The sequence below is a fragment of the Geofilum rubicundum JCM 15548 genome, assembly GCF_000974365.1.
GTDB classification, from domain to species: Bacteria; Bacteroidota; Bacteroidia; order Bacteroidales; family Marinilabiliaceae; genus Geofilum; species Geofilum rubicundum.
In genome coordinates this window covers 136,535-158,658 of record NZ_BAZW01000002.1, presented here as the reverse complement: position 1 = coordinate 158,658, position 22,124 = coordinate 136,535, and the positions used below count along the sequence as shown (strand labels likewise).

The 22,124-nt window shown below is 47.3% G+C and carries 17 protein-coding genes; 10 read left to right on the top strand and 7 right to left on the bottom strand.

Translation table 11 applies throughout. The annotated features are described in order from the left end of the window. Positions 1-48 precede the first annotated feature (48 nt). The 7 genes from leuD to JCM15548_RS01975 all read left to right on the top strand — a co-directional run bounded on the left by leuD (position 49) and on the right by JCM15548_RS01975 (position 7,876). Positions 49-645 carry a 3-isopropylmalate dehydratase small subunit gene (leuD, locus tag JCM15548_RS02005; protein WP_062122208.1) on the top strand — a complete coding sequence of 199 codons (597 nt, stop codon included), beginning with the start codon at positions 49-51 and terminating at the stop codon, positions 643-645. A gap of 39 nt (positions 646-684) precedes the next feature. Beyond that, on the top strand, positions 685-2,220 hold the full coding sequence (locus tag JCM15548_RS02000) for a hydroxymethylglutaryl-CoA lyase-like TIM-barrel protein (RefSeq protein WP_062122207.1): 1,536 nt from the start codon (positions 685-687) through the stop codon (positions 2,218-2,220). A 27-nt stretch (positions 2,221-2,247) separates the two neighbouring features. Then, positions 2,248-3,315, top strand: a complete 1,068-nt coding sequence (gene leuB / locus JCM15548_RS01995) for a 3-isopropylmalate dehydrogenase (RefSeq protein WP_062122206.1) — start codon at positions 2,248-2,250, stop codon at positions 3,313-3,315. 244 nt (positions 3,316-3,559) lie between these two features. Continuing rightward, positions 3,560-4,672, top strand: a complete 1,113-nt coding sequence (locus JCM15548_RS01990) for a hypothetical protein (protein ID WP_062122205.1) — start codon at positions 3,560-3,562, stop codon at positions 4,670-4,672. Positions 4,673-4,721: 49 nt separating this feature from the next. Beyond that, a complete protein-coding gene (locus tag JCM15548_RS01985; RefSeq protein ID WP_062122204.1) occupies positions 4,722-5,885 on the top strand; it encodes a TlpA disulfide reductase family protein in 1,164 nt (387 codons plus the stop codon). Positions 5,886-6,017: 132 nt separating this feature from the next. Further along, entirely contained in the window at positions 6,018-6,773 is a 756-nt protein-coding gene (locus JCM15548_RS01980; RefSeq protein ID WP_062122203.1) for a UDP-2,3-diacylglucosamine diphosphatase, read from the top strand. Positions 6,774-6,796: 23 nt separating this feature from the next. After that, positions 6,797-7,876 (top strand): 3-oxoacyl-ACP synthase III family protein, encoded by a 1,080-nt coding sequence (locus JCM15548_RS01975; RefSeq protein WP_062122202.1) that lies wholly within the window; start codon positions 6,797-6,799, stop codon positions 7,874-7,876. A gap of 68 nt (positions 7,877-7,944) precedes the next feature. Here the strand turns inward: JCM15548_RS01975 and JCM15548_RS01970 are convergent, their stop codons facing one another. The 3 genes from JCM15548_RS01970 to JCM15548_RS01960 form a co-directional block, all read right to left on the bottom strand. Then, complete coding sequence (locus JCM15548_RS01970) at positions 7,945-9,078, bottom strand: glycosyltransferase (protein ID WP_062122201.1); 1,134 nt, start codon at positions 9,076-9,078, stop codon at positions 7,945-7,947. Between the two features lie 114 nt (positions 9,079-9,192). Continuing rightward, the gene (locus tag JCM15548_RS01965) at positions 9,193-10,170 is read right to left on the bottom strand and encodes a hypothetical protein (RefSeq protein ID WP_062122200.1); all 978 of its coding nucleotides are present in this window, start codon (positions 10,168-10,170) and stop codon (positions 9,193-9,195) included. A gap of 215 nt (positions 10,171-10,385) precedes the next feature. Then, the gene (locus tag JCM15548_RS01960) at positions 10,386-12,410 is read right to left on the bottom strand and encodes a transketolase family protein (protein WP_062122199.1); all 2,025 of its coding nucleotides are present in this window, start codon (positions 12,408-12,410) and stop codon (positions 10,386-10,388) included. A 388-nt stretch (positions 12,411-12,798) separates the two neighbouring features. Between JCM15548_RS01960 and JCM15548_RS01955 the strand changes: the two genes are divergently transcribed. Continuing rightward, positions 12,799-13,923 carry a 4-phosphoerythronate dehydrogenase gene (locus JCM15548_RS01955; protein WP_062122198.1) on the top strand — a complete coding sequence of 375 codons (1,125 nt, stop codon included), beginning with the start codon at positions 12,799-12,801 and terminating at the stop codon, positions 13,921-13,923. A 4-nt stretch (positions 13,924-13,927) separates the two neighbouring features. Here JCM15548_RS01955 and JCM15548_RS01950 read toward each other — a convergent pair whose 3' ends face one another. The 3 genes from JCM15548_RS01950 to priA form a co-directional block, all read right to left on the bottom strand. Further along, positions 13,928-14,530 (bottom strand): hypothetical protein, encoded by a 603-nt coding sequence (locus JCM15548_RS01950; RefSeq protein WP_062122197.1) that lies wholly within the window; start codon positions 14,528-14,530, stop codon positions 13,928-13,930. 18 nt (positions 14,531-14,548) lie between these two features. Continuing rightward, the gene (rpoN, locus tag JCM15548_RS01945; RefSeq protein WP_062122196.1) at positions 14,549-16,006 is read right to left on the bottom strand and encodes an RNA polymerase factor sigma-54; all 1,458 of its coding nucleotides are present in this window, start codon (positions 16,004-16,006) and stop codon (positions 14,549-14,551) included. Positions 16,007-16,167: 161 nt separating this feature from the next. Further along, positions 16,168-18,633, bottom strand: a complete 2,466-nt coding sequence (gene priA / locus JCM15548_RS01940) for a replication restart helicase PriA (RefSeq protein ID WP_062122195.1) — start codon at positions 18,631-18,633, stop codon at positions 16,168-16,170. Positions 18,634-18,928: 295 nt separating this feature from the next. On the opposite strand from priA, the gene JCM15548_RS01935 reads away from it, so the two are divergent. Both JCM15548_RS01935 and JCM15548_RS01930 read left to right on the top strand, forming a co-directional pair. Continuing rightward, entirely contained in the window at positions 18,929-19,627 is a 699-nt protein-coding gene (locus JCM15548_RS01935) for a hypothetical protein (protein WP_062122194.1), read from the top strand. Between the two features lie 120 nt (positions 19,628-19,747). Further along, positions 19,748-20,605: a UDP-2,3-diacylglucosamine diphosphatase gene (locus JCM15548_RS01930; protein WP_227625340.1), complete on the top strand. Its 858-nt coding sequence runs from the start codon at positions 19,748-19,750 to the stop codon at positions 20,603-20,605. A 154-nt stretch (positions 20,606-20,759) separates the two neighbouring features. Here JCM15548_RS01930 and mgtE read toward each other — a convergent pair whose 3' ends face one another. Further along, positions 20,760-22,124, bottom strand: coding sequence for a magnesium transporter (mgtE, locus tag JCM15548_RS01925; protein ID WP_062122193.1), 1,365 nt, complete (start codon positions 22,122-22,124; stop codon positions 20,760-20,762).

Below are 22,124 nucleotides of genomic sequence, written 5' to 3'. Positions count from 1 at the left end.
GCACGGGTTTCATCCATCAATTGCAAACAACCATCAAAAACAAGAACAATGCCCATAGATAAATTCATCACCTTAGAGTCCCCCTGTGTGCCGCTGCCCATTGAGAATGTGGACACCGACCAGATCATTCCGGCCCGTTTTTTAAAAGCCACCACCCGTGACGGGTTTGGCGACAATCTGTTTTGCGACTGGCGCTACGATAAAAACGGCGACCCAAAAGCGGATTTTGTATTGAACGACCCCACTTATTCGGGACAAATTCTGGTAGCCGGTAAAAACTTTGGCAGTGGATCAAGCCGCGAGCACGCGGCCTGGGCCATCGGCGGTTATGGCTTTAAAGCAGTGGTATCCAGCTTTTTTGCGGACATCTTCAAGAACAATGCCCTGAACAACGGTATTTTACCGGTTCAGATTTCGGATGCGTTTTTGGAGCAGATTTTTGAAGCCGTGGAAGCCGATCCCAAGACCATCATCAAAATTGATCTGGAAAACCAGACCATTTCGTTGCCGGCCAAGAACATCTCGGAGTCCTTCGACATTAATCCCTACAAAAAGAAATGTATGATTAATGGATACGACGACATCGACTACCTCTTCAGCATCAAGAATGAGATTGAAGCCTGGGAAGCGAAGAACTCTAATTAATCAATAAGCAGTTTTAAAAACCGTCTAAACAAACAGCTAATGACCCCCATAGAAGTAATGGATACCACACTGCGGGATGGAGAACAAACCACAGGCGTTTCATTTAGTGAGGCGGAAAAGCTGGCCATCGCCCGTTTACTGCTCGACGAGCTCAAGGTCAACCGCATTGAAGTGGCCTCGGCACGCGTGTCAGAGGGCGAATTTCGCTCCGTCAAACGCATAACGGAATGGGCGGGTAAAAACAACTGTCTGGAGAAGGTAGAAATACTGGGCTTTGTCGACCAGAACATATCCCTGGACTGGATTCAGGAAGCCGGTGGAAAGGTGGTTAACCTCCTGACCAAAGGCTCCCTGAAACATGTACTGGGACAACTCAAAAAAACGCCGGAAGAACACATGGCAGACATCCAACATGTGGTGGTGGAGGCTGAAAAACGCGGCATTACGGTCAATGTGTATCTGGAGGACTGGTCCAACGGCATGCTGAGTTCCCGCGACTACGTGTTTCAGATGGTGGATTTCCTGAGTCAAACCAAGGTGAAGCGCATCATGCTGCCCGATACGCTGGGGATTTTTAACCCCGACCAGGCCTTCGAAGCCTGTCAGGCCATGACGCAGCGCTATCCGGACGTCCACTTTGACTTTCACGCACACAACGACTATGATTTTTCGGTAGCCAATGTCTACATGGCTTTGAAGACAGGCGTTAAAGGGATACACACAACGGTGAACGGCTTGGGCGAAAGAGCCGGCAATGCACCTCTGGCAAGTGTTTTGGGCATGATGAACGACCACCTTAAGCTATCCAATACCCTGAATGAGGCCAAGCTCACGCACGTGTCTAAAATGGTGGAATCTTTCAGCGGGGTGCGCATCCCGGCCAACAAACCGTTGACCGGTGAATATGTCTTCACCCAATGCAGCGGCGTGCATGCCGATGGTGACAACAAAGACAATCTCTATTTTAACCAGTTGCTGCCCGAACGCTTTGGTCGGGTCCGGCGCTATGCGCTGGGTAAAACCTCCGGCAAGGCCAATATTCTTAAAAACCTGGAGGAACTGGGCATTGAACTGGCGCCGGAGGACATGAAGAAGGTCACCCAACGGGTGATTGAGTTGGGCGACAAGAAGGAATCGGTATCCACAGAGGATTTGCCCTACATTATTTCGGACGTGCTGAAAAATGGGGCTACCAAAGAGAACATCAAACTCCTGAATTACAGCCTCAATCTGGTGCGAAAGATGAAACCGGTCGCCAGCATTCGCATTCAAATCAACAAAAACATCTACTCCGAAACATCGGTGGGGGATGGTCAGTACGACGCTTTTATGAAGGCGCTCTGGATCATTTATGACCGACTGGGACGGGATCATCCGGTGTTGAGCGACTATTGGGTGTCGATACCTCCGGGCGGAAAGACCGATGCCCTGGTGGAGACCATCATTACCTGGGAATACAAAAACCAGGAGTTCAAGACCCGTGGTTTGGATGCCGACCAGACAGAGGCGGCCATTAAGGCCACCATTAAAATGCTCAACATCATCGAAAACGATGAGGTGAAATTCAAGGACTAACAATCAAATATCAAACCCTGTTTAAATATGAAGCTCAACATTGCAGTATTGGCCGGTGACGGCATCGGCCCGGAAGTCGTGGCCCAGGCCATCAAAGTCATCAACGCCGTAGGCGAGAAAAAAGGCCACCAAATAAGCTACCAGGAAGCCATCACTGGTGCCGCAGCCATCGACGAAGTGGGAGATCCCTATCCCGAAGCCACCCACAAAATTTGTATGGAGGCCGACGCCGTTTTGTTTGGCGCCATCGGACATCCCAAATTCGACAACGACCCAACGGCCAAAGTCCGCCCCGAGCAAGGCTTACTGCGCATGCGCAAGCAGTTGGGTCTATACGCCAATCTGCGTCCGGTAGAGACCTTTCCCTCACTCCTGCACAAATCGCCCCTGCGCCGGGATTTGGTCGAAGGTGCCGATTTCATGTGCATCCGTGAGCTGACCGGCGGCATTTATTTTGGTGAGAAAGGCCGTTCAGAGGATGGCAACACCGCCTTCGACAACTGCGTTTATACCCGTGAAGAAATTGAGCGCATTTTAAAACTGGGTTTTGAATATGCCATGAAGCGCCGGAAAAAACTAACGGTGGTCGACAAGGCCAACGTACTGGAAACCTCCCGCCTGTGGCGTCAGATTGCCCAGGAAATGGCGCCCGACTATCCGGAAGTGGAGACCCAGTACATGTTTGTGGACAATGCCGCCATGCAAATCATTCAGTGGCCCAAGAATTTTGATGTGATGGTCACCGAGAACATGTTTGGCGACATCCTCACCGATGAAGCTTCGGTCATCACCGGATCCATGGGCTTGCTGCCCTCGGCCTCCATAGGTCTGCACACCAGCGTATTCGAACCCATCCACGGTTCCTACCCACAGGCGGCCGGCAAAGACATCGCCAATCCCATTGCCACCGTGCTTTCCGCAGCCATGCTATTTGAGTATGCCTTCGACCTGAAAGAAGAAGGTCAGATGATACGAAAGGCGGTCAGTGCCTCTTTGGATGAAAACTTTGTCACCGAAGACATTGACAAGAGCCAGGCCAAAAAGACCTCTGAAGTGGGCGACTGGTTGGCGGCTTACATTAAAAAGAACAATTAGGCGGGAAACCTGTCCACGAGGGCCGAACCTTTGGACCATATCCTGTCCCTTTGATAAACCTGTTTCAATTTTAAGCCGGTCTCCTCTGGGAGTACCGGCTTTTATTTCTTAATAACACTTGTTTATCAGAATAGTAGCGCAATTATTAAAATCCCCTATCTTTGTCTATCAGGATAATCCCCCTGCGAAACACGCTGTTTTCATCCATTCCATCAAAGTTGAAAACCGGCTAAAATAGAAAAGCATGTCACGATTTTATGTTATTCTTATCACCACCACGCTGTTGTGGGCCTGCCAACCAACTGAAGACCAGCCAGTACTTTCCGGAGTGCTATGGGGGGGAGAAGGCAGTCGCATGGTCATCCGGTCTGCCTACGATACAGAACGGGTCAACGACACCCTGCTGATCGACCACCAGGGCGAATTTGTCTGGAACCCGGACACCGTCATTCCGGGATTCTATTTTCTGGAAAAAGGTCCCCACAATCATTTGGTGCTCATCTTTACCGGCCAAAACACCGTGCAGATAGACGCCCAATACATTAATTTTCCGAATAACGCCAAAGTCAGCGGCTCAAACCACGCCGAGGATTTTTCAAAGGTAGAAGCCATCCGTAATAACTGGCATCAGGCGCTTCAAAAAGCCACAACTGCCACCTCCGATTCCGGTTGGATTCCCACGCCAGGCGCGGTCCATCAACTAAAAGAACAACTCGATTCGGTCACCAACTTTTACCGGCAGGTCATTCTGGATGCCGCAAAGCCTCCTTTGGTCAGGATGTACGCCCTTTTGCAAACGGCGGGCCGGCATACCTTATTTGACCCCTGGGAAAACCGACAACTGTTTTATACCACCGACTCCCTGTTAGCATCCTATCAGTTTATGGAGGAAGTCGGGCGCTTTTCCGAAAAAGTTTCCCAATTAAAGGCCACAGAGCAATTGTCGAACAAACTGCGGCCCGGTGATGCCTTCCCCGAAATGATTCTGTCTATCGATCAGGCCGATACCATCACCGTCTCCCAACTAAGTGCTTCCCCCGTTTATATCGGCATCTATAATCCCTCGGACCCCGGTGAAAATGCCCTTCATGAGGAAAGTCTGACCCAATTGGTTCGCTTGCAATCGAGAGGTTTCCAGGTCGCTTTTTTGCTAACCGACTCGGCCACCATTGCCCAAAAGCACCCGCGCTTCCATTACCACAATTACCGCACAGGATTGCCGGGAAACATCCAGGAAGAATTGGGAATTGTGAGACAGCCCGCCAATTTCATACTGAATGAGTCGGGCATTATCGTGGCTAAAAATGTTTGGGGCAACAAGCTACAACAGATCGCTGAACAATTACTTCAAAAATAACGCTATCTTTGCAAACCATTAACATTTATAATTTACAACGCATCTTGCTATGAAGCAAATATTGAATCTGGTACTGGCTTTGACCCTTTTTGCCGGTTGTACACAACAAGACGAATTCATTGTAAAAGGTCAGATTGACAACGCAGAAACCGAAAAAATATACCTCTACCGTATGGATTTATCTCAGGATGTCCTCCTGGATAGTGCCACCATTAAACGGGATGGGTCCTTCAAAATGGAACAGCCCGGGTTACATGAACCCACCTTCTTCAAATTGTCCTTGTCGCCCAAACGGTTTATTACGCTTTTAGGAGACACAACCGAAGTTATAGAAGTCATCGGCCAGGAGGCGAAATTCTCCACCAACTACTCGGTAAGAAACTCCCTTGGATCCAAGCATGTTCAAATGCTTCAGGAAAAAATCACCCAATTACGGCAAGCGGTTGACAGCCTTATGGCTGTCTACAACCATTTATCAGCAGAAGAGCAAGTCCGGCAAATGGAGGCCATCAGCGGGGAATTGACAGATTTAATCGCCAACTATAAAACGGAAGTCGGTTCCTTCATCATGGATCACCCCAGGTCATTTGCCAGCTACTACGCCCTGTTTTTGACGCTCAGTGATGAGACCATGGTCATGAATATCATGGACAAAGAGGACCAGATCTATTTTTCCACCATTGCCACCAGTCTGAATTTGCTTTACCCCGAGTCCCCACGCGTGCGGCAACTATATGATCTGGTATTACAAGCCAAGGCAGAAGAACGCAAAGCCCGCTTAATGGATATCATCAACAATGCCGACGGCTCTGGTGCACCGGACCTATCGGTACCGGACATTCATGGAAAGGAGATCAGCCTGTCTTCTTTAAAAGGAAAAGTGGTACTGCTCTCCTTCTCTGCCTCTTGGGACAACGCTTCGGTCAGGGAAGATCAAAAGCTTAAGCCGATCTACCAAAAATACAAGAACCGGGGTTTTGAAATATATCAGGTGGGCTTGGAACGAAGCAAGGTTTTATGGGAAAATGCCCTGCTCCAAAACGAAATCCCATGGATCAGTGTCTCTGACCTGAACTATACAGAATCCAGGGCGGCACGCACCTACAATATCCAGAAATTGCCCGCCAATTATCTGATTAGTCGCGAAGGCGAAATCATTGGCAAGGATCTTTTTGGAGCCCGCTTAGAAGAAAAGCTAAAAGAGGTATTATAGGCTCATTTCTGAACATTTAATGGGCTAACTCGTTTAAAATACGAGGCATGTTAAGTTTATTTTGTTTGGAAAATATGCTGAAAAACAGATATCTTTGACCCTTCAAAAAAACAGACAATTTGAGCAGACAATTTGGTACCAGGTAAAAAAATATATTTCGCATCGGATGTGCATTTGGGCGCACCAACCATCAACGACCACCGCACCCACGAAAAGCGCTTCGTTAATTGGTTGAACAGCATTCAGCCCACCGCCTCCGAAATTTATTTGATGGGAGATATATTTGACTTCTGGTTTGAATATAAAAAAGCGATTCCAAAAGGGTATAGCCGCTTTTTGGGTAAGTTGTGTGAATTAACAGATGCAGGTATTGCGGTGCACTTTTTCACCGGCAATCACGATATTTGGGTTTTTGACTATCTGCCAGCAGAAACAGGCATTCAGGTTTACCGAAAACCACTTATCAAAGAAATGAACGGCCAACGCTTTTTTTTGGCACACGGTGATGGACTAACCCCTTATGAGCAATCATACAACAGATTAAAAGCCCTATTTACCAACAAGCTGGCACAAAAGTTGTTCCGTTTCATTCATCCCGACATCGGCATATGGCTGGCCACCTACTGGTCGCGCAAAAGCCGTGAACAGAACAAGGACAAACACGGGGTTCAGTATCAGGACGAAGAAAAAGAGTGGCTGGTGTTGTGGACCAAAGAGTTGCTCAAAAACGAACATTATGACTATTTTATTTTTGGACACCGACATATGGCCAAAACCATTCCGTTGAACGAGCAATCAAAACTTATATATTTGGGAGACTGGATTACGCATTTTTCTTATGGAGAATGGGATGGTTCAGAATTCCACCTAAAATTTTATAAAGATTAGTATCAATTCTTGACAAGTAAAGCATGTGTGCAAAACAATCTATTTATGCAGTAATAACTGGTTCAGGTAGTTACATACCACCTGTAGTAGTTAAAAATTCAGAATTTGAGAACAACATCTTCATGAATGAGGATGGTTCACGAATTGAAACGCCTGGAAAGGAAATTACCGATAAATTTGAGCAGATTACCGACATTATTGAACGTCGGGTGGCGCCTGAGGGAGTGGTCACTTCGGATATGGCGACTTATGCCGCCGAAGAAGCCATCAATACGGCCGGTATCGACAAAGAAAAACTGGATTACATAATAGTTGCCCATAACCTGGGTGATATGAAAAAGGGTTCCCTCTATCCGGATATCCTCCCACCTGGCTTCCCGGGTAAAAGCAAATTGGGAATAAAAAATCCCAATGCCGTTGCTTACGATATGACCTTTGGGTGCCCGGGCTGGACACAGGCCATGATTCAGGCCAACTATTACATTAAATCAGGCGATGCTAAAAAAGTGCTGGTCATAGGGGCCGATACGGTGAGTCGTTCGGTGGATCCTCACGACCGGGACATCATGATTTTTGCGGACGGAGCCAGTGCCACCATTTTGGAAGCCCGTGAAAGTGAGGAGCCGGTGGGCATGCTCAAGCACATAGCGCGGACAGACACGGCCGACTATCTGGATTTGCTTCAAATGGGTCCTTCCTATAATCCGGAGCAGGACGGCATCTATTTAAAAATGCTGGGGCGCAAGCTCTACAATTACGCACTGACTTACGTGCCACTGGTCGCTCAGCAGTGTCTCACCAAAAACGACATGCAGCTTCAGGACGTTAAAAAAGTACTCATTCATCAGGCCAACGCTAAAATGGATGAAGCCATCCTTAAGCGCATTTTCCGCTTATACGGAGAAAAAGAGGTGGATCTCAATGTGATGCCCATGACCATCCGTACCTTGGGTAACAGCAGTGTGGCAACGGTCCCCACCCTTTACGACCTTATTGTAAAAGGGCAGCTGAAAGGACATGAACTGCAGTCGGGAGACAATGTCATGATGACTTCTGTCGGCGCCGGCATGAACATCAATGCCTTTATGTACAAAATGCCCTAAAGGCATTTTTCAACCATTGTATGAAAAGCATCAGGCCCCAGGTCTGGTGCTTTTTTGGTTTAAATGGCTTATTTCCATTTCTCAGGTAAAATCAGCCCACCTATGGCCGTAGCTACCAAGCCAAAGGGATACATAACAGAAAAAAGTAAATGTTTGAGAAACGAATACCGCACATCAAAGAGTCGGCGGCCTTGTCGCAAGAGAAAATAATCGGCCGCGACCTTTAACAAAAAAGCCAGACCAAACATCCGGAAAGGCATCCCGGTAAGCATCCAGAAGGCCAACAAAAGTAACAACCATAGATTGGCCATAAACACAATAACGGCCAAGGCAATGGCGGCCGCATCCTTATAAGACGTGCTTTTACCGCCCCAGCGCATGCGCTGACGCAGGAATGCACCGACCGACCCGCTGGTAGAGGTTTCTACCAGAGCTGAGGGGTGCCTCAGAAAGCAAATTTTTTTATGCAGTTTCTTAAAGGCATGCAATAAAAAAACATCATCTCCGGATGCCACATCGGTACCTGAAGAATGCGGCACCGCTTCTTCCCAAACAGACTTTTTAAACGCCAAATTGGCCCCGCTGCAAAAGACAGGGAAACCAAGCATCGCTGCAGCCGCCCCACTCATTTGCAAAGCCCAATAATCCACCGATTCAAAACGGCTCAAAAAAGACCCGGAAGACCGCATCTTCACGGGACCAATCAACATATCCGCCTCCCATTGACCAAAACCATCCATCAGGGTCTTCAGCCATCCACGGTGTGGCACACAATCGGCATCCAGGGTGACAATCAAGGGCCCCTTGGCACAAGCGATGCCTTCCTTTAAGGCCGATTTCTTACCCTGGCCCTGGGCATCGATCCGTCTAAGTGATCCCTTAAAAAGATTTTGACCGGACAGCCAATTCTCCCCTCCATCCTCCGAGTGATCATTAACAGCAATCACTTCAAACAGATGGCTGCTCAGATTCTGTTGTCCCAGTGCCGCCAGAAGGGCGGGCAAGGTCTTTGCCTCATTTCTATACGGAACAATCACACTGATAAAAGAGGTTTGAGTGCTTTTAAATACTGATAGTCTGTGTTTCTTTCGTTGCCAGGCCATGGTAAAAAGAAGAATCACCACGGCATAAGTACCCACGAAAAAGATGCCAAGCGCGCCTACAGAAAGGAAACTAAAAAAGGGGTCAACAAGGACAGCCATTGGTCGGGGATTACTTCACGGTAAGCGAAAGTACCCAGTTTTCCATTTGCAACTCATTCAGCAGTTCTTCCTGACGCTGCAAAGCCTTATTCACAGAAGGATACCACTCTACACTCAACAAGTATCTGCCTTCATAGGGCAGAATGGAGCGGTCTCGTAGCCCTTGCCCAACAGTGTATTCATCTGCTCCTGCGCCTTGGCTTCATCCCTAAAACTGCCGACAATGATATGGTGCTGACGCGTGGAAACAACAACAGGTTCTTCCACCACCTCCTCTTCCACAAAACCGATTTCCTCTTCAGCTGGCGGCTCCTCTGTTATTTCGGGAACGTCCACCTGCTCGGTTTCAGCGGCTTCCTGCTTAGCCCGGTTTTTAAACTCATCAAACACGCCTGTGAAAAACCAAAGCGTAGACCCTACCAGTAACAACAGAATTAGAAGGATCAAAACAATGAGTCCTACAGGTCCCTTTCGATCCTCTTTCTTGATATAAACATGGTCTTCTGACGCGGGCCGTTCCGGTATATCTTTGGTGGAATGGTCCACTTCCTGCAGGGAGGGAATACCGGCCATCGCCGACCCGGCGGAATAAGGAGCAGGTTCATCCATTGTTCTATGATTGCGGTCCTCCTGAGCCGGTGGCGGAGGCGTATTTGAAGGCACCTCTTCGACCCCGGAGGGATCCAGATCCAGTAAATCCCCGTCATCACTACCGCGGTTCACCTGAGTGCCCGCGGAAGTCAGAGGCGCTTCATCCTGAGGGCCTTCATCCTCATCCGCCAGAACTTGCTCAAACCGCAAAACACCACTATCGTCCTTGGTAAAGCGACCAATACCCTCAATCTCAAAGAGGCCCTTTTCATCCAGTGTATGATTGATCCGGGCCACATAATCCTCGACCTTTTGAGCGGCCGTGGCAGAGTCCACACCCTCAACGGCACATATATGGCTGATCAGAAGGCCATCATTAAAACTCAAAAAATTATTGAATAAAATATTTTGTCCCTTTTCCCGGGAGACAATGAATGCCCCGAAATTGGGAATGATAATCCGGTTGTTTTCTCTAATTAATTCCAGTAGGTAATTTTCCATAAAACAGCTATTTTGGAAGAACAGATTTAGCACCATCCAATTAATCTGTTAAAGATAAATAGTTTTTTATGGAAAAAGCACAACAGATGTACGGAATTTTCAACGACTTAGCATCATGACCAAAAAGAATGCCCGAACAAAACGTTCGGGCACTCCATCCATTAAAAGAAATCCTTTTAATTTATCCAAAAAGGCTATGGTCGTGAGATGATCCTCTATTTTAACATGGCCACCACCTTGTCAAATACAGCCTCTCCCGTGAAACCAAATTGTTGGTCCAATACATCGTAAGGTGCTGAATAACCAAAGTGATCCAAACCGGCCACGATACCATCGGCACCCACCAGACCTTCAAGGTTCACAGGTAATCCGGCGGTCAGGCCAAATTTAGGTGTTCCGGGTAAAAGCACCTCATCCTGATAAGCTTTGGGCTGATTGCGGAACAAACCTTCGGATGGAACAGAAATAATCTGAACTTTAAGTCCCTTCTTCTCGCGTAACAGTTTGGCACCTTCTACCAAAGTAGAGACTTCAGAGCCATTGGCTACCAAAACAACATCTACCTTTGGCGTATCCTTCTCCACAATGTAAGCCCCCTTCATCGACTGAAGCGCTTGCTCATAAGTACTGCCTGGTAAATTGGTAATATTCTGACGCGACAAGATCAAAGCTGTAGGCGTTTTGACATTTTCAAGGGCCATTTGCCAGGCCACAGTGGTTTCCTCAGCATCGGCCGGACGGATGACCAGCATGCTGTTTTCGCCCTTGTGATTCTTGAGTTTTTCCATCAAACGAATTTGCGCTTCCTGTTCAACCGGCTGGTGCGTAGGTCCATCTTCACCTACCCGGAAGGCATCGTGCGTCCAGACATATTTCACCGGCAATTCCATTAAAGCGGCCAAACGGACGGCCGGCTTCATGTAATCACTGAAAACAAAGAAGGTTCCGCAAACAGGAATCACACCACCATGCAAGGCCATACCGTTGGCAATGGCGGCCATGGTCAATTCAGAAACACCCGCTTGAAAGAAAGATCCTGAAAAATCTCCTTTGGCAAAGGCCGTGGTCTTCTTCAAAAACCCATCCGTCTTGTCAGAGTTGGCCAAATCGGCCGACATAACAATCATATTTTCAACTTTTCCCGCAAATTCTCCCAATACCGTAGCAGAAGAAGCACGTGAAGCATTGTTGGCTTTTTGTACAATGGCAGAAAAATCAAAGTTGGGTGCCTGGTTGGAAAAGAAGGTCTTCAACTTGGCGGCCTGCTCGGGGTGCTTAGCTTCCCAAATGCTTTGTTCACTTTTTCTTTCGGCCACAAAAGCGGCTTTCTCAGCGTTTACTTTGGCGTAATACTCTGCCACTTCAGGGAAAATCACAAAAGGATTCTCCGGATCGCCACCTAATTTTTTAACCGTGGCACCAAAATCGGCACCGGCAGCTCCCAGGGGCTGACCGTGCGTGCTTACCTGACGTTCAAACGTACTACCATCGGTTTTAACAGCACCTTTACCCATAATAGTTTTACCAATAATCAGGAAGGGCTTCTCTTTCTCCGCATTGGCTTCTTTGAGCGCAGCGCGAATCTCATCATGGTTTTGTCCATCAATGGTCTTAACGGCCCAACCCCAGGCTTCGTATTTCTTAGCCGTATCTTCGATGGTAACCGCACTGGTCTCCGTGGACAGCTGAATGTCATTGCTGTCATAAAACATGATCAGATTATTCAGACCCAGGTATCCGGCAATACGACCAGCACCCTGTGAAATTTCTTCCTGAACACCACCGTCAGAAATAAAAGTATAAATCTTATGCGTCATCCATTCACCAAAACGGGCACTCAGAAAACGCTCAGTTATGGCTGCACCAACCGCCATGGTATGTCCCTGCCCCAGCGGACCGGAAGTATTCTCCACGCCTCTGTCTAAATCCTTTTCAGGGTGACCGGGCGTGCAACTGCTCCACTGACGGAAGTTGGATAAATCTTCCATGTTGAAAGTACCCGTAAGGGCTAAAATGGAATATAACATGGGCGACATGTGGCCCGGGTCCAAAAAGAAGCGGTCCCTGTTGGCCCAGCTCCTGTCATTGGGATCATAATTCAGAAATTCAGAAAAAAGGATGTGGATATAATCAGCTCCACCCATGGCACCACCAGGGTGACCAGATTTGGCTTTCTCTACCATGGCCGCTGACAATATTCGAATATTATCCGCAGCTTTCATTGAAATGTCTTTACTCATAACTAGTGGCAATTATTAAGATTTGTTGTTAAATTATTTTAATATCTTTAAGGTCCGTTTCCGGCCATGCTCCGGCAAACATCCTGATTCACAATACAGGAAAGAGCAGAACACAAAAGTAGTTATTTTTTTTTGATTTGCTAAAACCGGTACCGCAACTAATGACCTGATTCAACCCTGTTCACCGGCCGATATTAGCAGCCATCCAACATTCATCACCGGCATCTGCCGGACGATAAAAAAGCAATAAATAAGGCATAAAAACAAGCGATGACAAAGATAGCAATTTTAAAAAGTAATAAATACTTTTATGTGATATTTTACCTTCCCCCCGAAACGAACATAAAAATAAGATCCAGTCAGGAATCCACTCAATAACCAATTAAGTATGAAGATAGTTGCAGACGACAAAATTCCCACCCTGAAAGGGGTATTTGAACCTTACGCAGAAATCACCTATATACCGGGGAACAGCATATCCAAAGAGGATCTTAAAAACACCGATGCTCTGATTGTCAGAACCCGGACCAAATGCCACCAGGCCCTGCTGGAAGACACCCCGGTAAAAATGGTGGCCACCGCCACCATTGGCACAGACCATCTCGACGTTCCCTGGCTGGAGCAGGCAGGCATCAAATGGTGCAATGCACCGGGTTGCAATTCAGGGTCGGTCCGGCAATACATCGCCTCAGTTTTAGCCCATCTGATTCTGGAAGGTATGGTTCCCGCAGCCACCACGATAGGCATCGTGGGTGTAGGCATGGTGGGTAAAAAGGTGGCCCAGCTGGCCCATGCCCTGGGTTTTAAAGTATTGCTCAACGATCCGCCACGACAAAGAATGGAAAAAAGTGACCAGTTTTGTGATCTGAGTTATTTATTGAAGCACGCAGACATTGTTACCTTCCATACTCCGCTCAATAAGCGGGGCCAGGATGCCACCTTCCACCTGTTTAACAAAGACACCCTTCGTCAGTTGAAAAAAGGTGCCATCGTGATTAATTCCTCCAGGGGGGAAGTAACGGATACCCGGACCCTACTTCGGGGAATGGACAATGGACATTTAGCCAGAGTTGTTTTGGATGTATGGGAAAGTGAGCCCGACATACACCATGACCTGCACCAGAAAGTCTGGTTGGGAACCCCTCACATTGCCGGCTATTCAGTGGACGGCAAAGCCAACGGTTCCATCATGACCATTCACGCCATAGCCAAAGAATTTGACCTGCCATTGACCCAATGGCAACCTCAAACGCTACCCATGCCGGAGAATCCTTTTATTTACCTGGAAGCCACAGATGAACCCGGTTACATCACTGCGGCCAAGGCCATTCTAAAGACTTACAATGTATCAGAAGACGATGCGCGCCTGAGAGAAAACCCCCAAAATTTTGAGAAGCAGCGCGGCAGTTATCCTGTAAGGCGGGAATTTCATAAATGGACGGTAGTGCCCCACGCCCAAACAAACTCTGAAACCAGACAAATTTTGAAAGATCTGGGCTTTATCCTAAAATAAGGACCTAGATAAGTACCGAAGCAAACACGATTAAAAACCCCCATAAAAAGCCGGCATAAACCTGTGCCGGTTGGTGGGCCCCTAAATACAGCCGGGCCGAAGCAGTAATACCTGACGCCAGGAACAGGAGGAAAATCAGCAGGGTTAAATCGATTCCAAAACGAAAAGCCAGAGCCATGACAGCGCCGGCTACTCCGCCTATGCCGATGGTATGCAGACTAATTTTCCAAAACAAGGTCACCACTACCGCAGAAAGTACCGCTACCAAAGAAGCCAGCATAAAACTGCCTATAACTCCGGACACGCCCAGCTTCTTAAGCAGGAGATACCCCATATAATAGAAAAAGCCGGTAAAAAAAACGGGCAGCACCCGTTCACGGGCACTTTCCATCTGAAAACTTTTGATGACGCCGAACTGATACAATAAAGGCAACAGTGAAAGGGGTAAGAGACAAGTGGTCAGAAAAACAGTAATATAAATAATACGTTTGGCTTCAAAGGGCATAAAAGAAACATGTGTGCCCGCCTGAAAAATCACAAACACCCCCAGAGTAGGCATCAACATGGGATGAAATAAAATGGATACGATCTTGCTGAATAATTTCATCTATCTCTTTTAGGCTGTTTAAAGCTCCTTCCTCAACCGGGCGACCGGAATATTCAATTGCTCGCGGTATTTGGCCACGGTTCTCCGGGCAATATTGTAGGATTTCTCTTTTAAAATAAGTGCCAGTTTGTCATCGGTCAGCGGCCGCTTTTTATCTTCATTGGATATGCACTCCTCCAGAATTTTTTTGATCTCCCGGGTGGACACCTCTTCTCCGGAATCTGTTTGCAAGCCCTCCGAGAAAAAGTATTTTAACGGAAATATCCCAAAATGGGTCTGTATGTATTTGCTGTTGGACACCCGGGAAATGGTGGAAATATCCAGATCTGTTTTATCGGCTATATCCTTCAGAATCATGGGATGCAACATCATTTCATCCCCCTCTATAAAGTAGTCTTTCTGGTACTCGAGAATGGCCTCCATGACCGTCATCAATGTGTTTTGACGCTGACGAATGGCATCGATGAACCATTTGGCAGAGTCCAGTTTCTGCTTGACAAACATGACGGCTTCTTTCTGATCCTTGCTTTGATTCTTCTTATTGGATTGGTAATCCGTTAACATTTCAGAATAGGTGTGACTGACGCGCAATTCAGGTAAATTCCGGCCATTGAGACTCAACTGAAACTGACCATCCTCCACCTCCAGAATAAAATCCGGCATGATGTGCTGCACCGTTTTACTCATCGGATTACTATAGGAGCCCCCCGGCTTTGGGTTCAGCTTAAGAATTTCATCAATGGCATCCTTCAGTTCATCGTCATCCAGATGCAATCTTCTGGCAATTTTATCGTAGTGCTTTCGGGTGAACTCTTCAAAGTGATTTTTTAAAATGAGATAGGCATTTTCAGCGGACCTGGCTTCCTGACTGCGGCGTTTCATCTGTAAAATCAGGCACTCCTGTAAATCTCTGGCACCCACGCCTGGCGGGTCAAAGTCGTGAATCACCTCCAACACTTCCAAAGCCTCCTTTTCATCGATTTCCATGTTTTGAGAAAAGGCCAGATCATCCACGATCTCATCAATTTCCCGGCGCAGATAACCATCCTCATCAATATTGCCGATGATATAATCCGCAATACTACGCTGGCGGTCTGTCATGATGCGCAACCCCAGCTGATCAATCAAAAACTCATGAAAAGTGGTCCCGTTGGAAAAAGGAATATCCTCGTGCTTATCGTCCCTGGAATAATTGCGCGATTGCAATTTATAAGAAGGAATGTCATCGTTCTGGATATAATCGTCGATGGAGAATTCCTCTTTTTCCACATCGTTTTCCGGTGTTTCCGGCTCATCTCCGTAATCATCACTGCTGGACGGGCTATCGCCGGCATACTCCAGCACAGGGTTTACCTCCATCTCCTCCTTGATACGCTGTTCAAGTTGAGCAGTAGGAATTTCCAAAAGCTTGATCACCTGTATTTGCAAAGGTGAAAGTTTCTGAAGCAATTTTTGTTGTAAACTCTGTTTTAACATATCCTTCCCATCATTAAAATGACTTTTTCAATCAGTAGTGGTTAACCAATCAAACAAGCACCATTACAGCAAAAATACAGATATTTCCCCAATATTGAAACAGCTTGATTCCAATAGGTGAGAAAATGATACGCTTTTCAGCTCTCCCCAAGGAAAAAATTTTACAAAGGATCCACATCCGCCACAACCACCACGTAGCGCCAGGGTGGATGCGCAATAATCCGGTTGATACAGTCCTGCATGAGGTCTTTGGCTTTTACCGGAGAAGCCGTCCGTTCCAACTTCAGCATAATTTTTTGCAAATGATGGTCCTGAATTTTTGAAACAGGCGGCTCTTGCGGACCCAAAACCCGGCTGCCAAAAACGGCCCTCAGGTGCGCAGCCAAAGCATTGGCGGCCTGATTCACGGTGGGCCGGTTTTTGTGCTTAATGGTTAAATGAATCAAACGGTAAAAGGGTGGATATTTGAACTGCTCACGTTCGGCAATTTGCTGTTCGTAAAACCCGGAAAAGTTGTTATTACGGACAAACTGGATGACCGGATGTTCCGGATCCCCTGTTTGAAGGACCACCGTGCCCCGTCGGTTTTTTCGTCCCGCCCGGCCACTCACCTGGGCCATCATCTGAAAACTGCGCTCAAAAGCTCTGAAATCGGGATTGTTGAGCATACTGTCGGCATTTAAAATACCCACCAGACTCACCCGGTCAAAATCAAGTCCCTTGGTCACCATTTGGGTGCCCACCAAAATGTCCAGTTTCCCCTGTTCAAAACTTCCGATAATGTTTTCATAGCCCTTTTTCGAGCGGGTGGTGTCATAGTCCATGCGCGCCACGCCGGCCCCGGGGAAAAGGGCCTGAATATCCTCTTCTATTTTTTGGGTTCCAAACCCCTTTAACTGCATGGCCGGACTCTCACAGGCCTGACAGGTGGTATAATTGGGAACGGAATAGCCGCAATAATGACACACCAGATGATGGATGTGCTTGTGGTAAGTCATGCTGACATCACAATGCTGACACTTGGGAATCCAACCACAGGCGGTGCATTCCAAATAGGGGGCAAAGCCCCGCCTGTTTTGAAAAAGAATGATTTGTTCCTTTCGCTCCAGGGCCTTGGTCATATAATCCACCAACTGCGGTGTGAAGTGCGACTGCATCATTTTTCTCCGCTGTGCCTCCCGGGTATTGACCACCACAATTTCCGGCATTTGCATCCCCTCAAATCGTGTGGCCAACTGGACCAAAACGAACTTGTTACTTTTAGCATTGTAGTAACTCTCCAGCGAAGGCGTGGCCGTGCCCAGCAAAACCTGGGCTTTATAGCGCTTGCCCATAATCATGGCCACATCCCGGGCATGGTAGCGGGGCGCCGGGTCATACTGCTTAAAAGAATTTTCGTGTTCCTCGTCCACAATGATCAATTTCAGGTGCTTGAAAGGAAGAAAAACAGCCGACCGCACCCCCAAAATCACTTTGTAACTTTTCTGACTCAGCAAATTGTTCCACACCTCCACCCGTTCATCATCCGAAAAACGGGAATGATAAATGCCCAGATCGTTTCCAAAATGAGCCTTCAGGCGGGTCGTTATCTGCGTCGTCAAAGCAATTTCAGGTAAGAGATACAGCGCCTGTTGTCCTTTTTGAATCACCTCCTCAATCAAATGGATGTACAACTCGGTCTTTCCACTGGAGGTAACGCCATGCAGCAAAACCGGCTTGCCTTCGGCAAAGCCGTTCTTCACCTCTTGCAGGGCCGTTGCCTGTTCGGTGGACAAGCTCTTTTTTTCGATCACCACCTGATCCTCCAGGTTTAATCTGGATACCTCCCGCTTTTCCTGAGTCAGGTAATGCTTCCTGACCAACTCATTCAGGGCATTGGGGGCACCTTCCACCGCTGCCAATAATTCCGTTCGCCCGACCAGCCGACCCGCCACAGCTTTTTCAACACCACCAGCCTGCTGCAGGAAGGTCATCAATAGCTGCAACTGCTTTGGCGCACGCGCCAATTGATCAAAAACCGTTTTCAAAGCTTCTTCACTGCGTACCTCCGCATGCAGCGAAAGGACCGATTCGGTTTTGGGACGAAATGCAGCGCTAAGCTGTTCATTGACAAACAGGGCCTGCAGCTCTATTAAATCCTTTATCAGGCCATAACTGTTTTTGAGCCCTGTAACCTCATTGATCTGATGGATGGTCGTATGCTTTTTGTGACTCAAAAAATCAAGCAGGGCCAGGGCCCGTTCAGGCAAGTCCAGAGAAGCCTCAAAATCCGGATTATAGAAAACGCGTGTTTCACTCTCCAGTTTCAAACCCGACGGCAGAGCCGCTTTATAGACCTCTCCAATGGTACACTGATAATAATCCGCCATCCATTGCCACAACGCCAGTTGTTCTTCGGTCACCACTGCCTGGCTATCGAGGACCGATTGTATGGGCTTGGTTTCATAGGCCTCCGGGGCCTGGGTGTGAATACCAAAAACGAGGCCCGACATCAGCTTCTTTTTTCCAAAAGAAACCACCACCCGTTGGCCCTTAGCCAAAGTGGACCTGAACGCTTCAGGAACACTATAGGTAAACAATTTAGGCAAGGGCACCGGCAACACGATATCAGCAAACATTTGAGGCATACTTCAACTCCTTTTAGCAAAATGTAAAGATACTAAATGGTATGAAGAAGCCATTTGTTTTTGATTTTGGAAATGGTTTTTATCCACCTTCATCCCAAAAAGTAGTCCGTTCCTGTAAATGAACGCCATTCCCATACGTGCAGGCAGCCCTTGGATTGTCCTATACCTAAATACGATTGGGACAGAATCTTAGCGTCAGATTAAACAGTTTCTTAATATTGTATTGACATTCGGCTGACGGCTTCTGACTATTTTTACCCCAAACAAAATAGTTCATTCAAACGTTTAGCGAGAAATGTCCACACAGGAATTTAACAACCCAAACACCATGATGAACCCTGACATTGAAAAACACCTGTCGGTCGGCAACCTGCTGATGGAGGAAGAAATGGACACCCAGGTCCTTCAAATGTGGTCAAAAAAAGAAATCATCGCAGGCCGGTTTTACCAAACCGGCTTTGAGACCATTCATTTTGAACAGGATAAAAACTTTGCGCTTGAAACGGTCTTATCCTCTGTGATTCATTGGGATAAGGCTTTACTCGTTCTGAACTCCGGCGTAACTGATTTAAACTTCAACGCCTTATCGGTGTTCTTTGATATCATCCATCACCCATCCGATCATCTGGATTTTCCGGTCATTGAGCAATACCTGCACACCCAGCACAGTTTAACCCACGTCCTGCTCAATTTGTCAGACACCGAAACATTGTCGGATAGCGATCTGGAACAACTCTTACAATTAATCAACCGCCGCAAACTGACCTTAATCGTCAACTGCGATTCTCAGGTACACGGCCTTAACGACCGGTTTATGGGAGCCATTGACTTCATGGTCGGAAAAATTCAGCATCAACGATCTTTTGTCATTGCCCGACGGAGCAAACTGGTACAGGCCGAAGGTAATTCCCGCAACCTGAACAAGGACTTATACGCCTACTGGCAATGGAGCGTGCGTCACCGCAACGCCATTATTGAGCCCATGTGTGGTTAAAAAAACACTTTTAACAATCTGTTAGCGTTAGGCTTACATTCAATTCTCATTGCTGTTGTATTCTTGTAGGGTCGTTCATAGTAGTTATGAACAGACCAATAAGATATAACCAATTCAAGCATGATGCCATTCAATGAGAAGCCCAAACGCCCGGTCAAAGCAGTTGTGATTTCTGACGTCCATCTGGGGACTTACGCCAGCAAGGCCAGACAACTGAACACTTATCTAAAAAACATCCATCCGGAGATTCTGGTACTTAACGGCGACATCATCGACGCCTGGCAGTTTAGCCGAAACTATTTTCCTGTTGACCACATCAAATTGCTGCGGCAATTTCTAAAAATGATGGAGGCAGGCACCAAAATCTACTACATGGCCGGCAACCACGATGAAATGATGCGGCGCTTTGCCGGTATATCGATGGGCGACTTCACCATTCTCAACAAAGTTGTCCTTCATCTGGATGGCACCAAAACCTGGATCTTTCATGGCGATGTATTCGATGGCTACATGCACCGGGTGAAGTGGCTCGCCAAACTTGGCGCCAAAGGCTATGGCATCCTCACCATTACCAACAAAAGCCTCGACTTTCTCTTAAAGTTGATGGGAAAGAAACGTATGCTTATCTCCAAAAAACTCAAAACCAGGACCAATGGCAGCCAAAACGAAATAACCCGTTTTGAAAAAACCGTTTCAGACCTGGCCATATCCAAAGGCTATCAATATGCCATTTGTGGTCATGTGCACCGCGTAGATAAAAAACGAATCAGCAACGAAAAAGGCAGTGTGACCTACCTCAATTCGGGAGATTGGGTAGAGAACATGAGCTCCCTGGAATACTATGATAAGGACTGGCATGTGAAATACTGGGATCCGGTGGTGGACAAGGCCAAAGAAGAATCACCTGCCGATGAATACTATGCCAAGCCTTCGAAGACTTTGTTCCTAAAAGTCTTCCGAGAAGTAATTGGCAGCTAATCTATGGTAAGAAAACACCAAATACTACGTTATTCTCGTTTTTGAAACAGTCATTTACGAAATGTAAACTCCTTGGTTTCAAAAACTTCGAAACCTTGTCTTTGACGCCTTTTTATCCAAAACTGAATCTCTATCTGATTTCTTAATTTTCTAGTTACAAAAAGACTTCGAAGAAGTAGGCGGCGAGTATGAGATAAACAAACATCCCCGAAATATCATTGAGCGTGGTAATAAAAGGCCCTGTCGCCAATGCAGGGTCAATTTTCATGCGGTTGAGCAGTAAGGGCAAAAAGGTACCGAACAAAGAGGCAAACATCACCACCGAAAACATGGCAGAGGCCACCGTAAAGGTCAGGGCAAAATGAGAACCGATCGCAAAATTATAAATGAAGGCCAGGGCCGCCAAGGCACTGGCATTGAGCAGGGCGATGGAGACTTCCTTAAGCAGCTTTTTAAAATTGGTATCAAAACCCAGGCCGCCACTGGCAATAGACTGCACCATGATGGCCGACGACTGAATACCGACATTACCGCCCATCGCAGCAATCAGCGGCATGAAAAAAGCAACTTCCGGATGCTCCGAGATGTTGCCTTCAAAGGCAGAGATGACACGTGAACCTAACAAACCGCCTGCCAGACCAATCATCAGCCAGGGAATGCGAGCCCGGGTGTGTCGCCACACACTGTCAGAGGCTTCCACATCCTCGGTAATACCAGAGGCCAACTGATAATCCTTCTCGGCCTCTTCCCGCATATAATCCACCACATCATCGATGGTAATGCGACCCACCAAACGGCCAATACTATCAATTACCGGCAAAACTACCAAATCGTACTTATCCATGATGTTGGTCACTTCCTCAGAATGCACATCCGCACTCACGGCAATAACATCGGGATTGTAGATATCACGAACCAGGGTGTCGGTTGAACTCAGCAACATTTTTTTCAGGGAAAGGGTTCCTTTGAGAACGCCGTCGTTATCCACCACATAAACAAAATAGACATCATCCACCTCCTCCACCTGGCGGCGCATGCTACGCAGGCAGGTGACAATGTTCCACGACTCCTTAACCTTAATCAGCTCTTTGGCCATCAAACTACCGGCCGTATCTTCATCGTAGTTCAACAGATCCACAATGTCACCTGCCATGGAGATATCCTCCAGGTAGGAAAGCACCTCCTTCTGGCGATCCTCATCCAGCTCTGCAATCACATCGGCGGCATCATCGGAATCCATCCGACCGATAAACCGGCGGGCAATGACCTCACTGGGCAGCGCCTTTAAAAAGCGCAGCCGATCGTCCTCCTCCAGTTCAATCAGAACATCGGCGGCGGTATCATCATCCAGCAAAAAGTACAGAAACTTGGCCTCTTCAATGCTGAGCTCTTCATATATCTCAGCAATATCGGCCGGGTGCATGTCCTTTAATATATCCGACAGTAAAGCTTCATCCTTCTGATCAATCAGCCATCTGATTTCTTCGATCAACTCTCTGGTCAGTTCAAAATTAGCCAT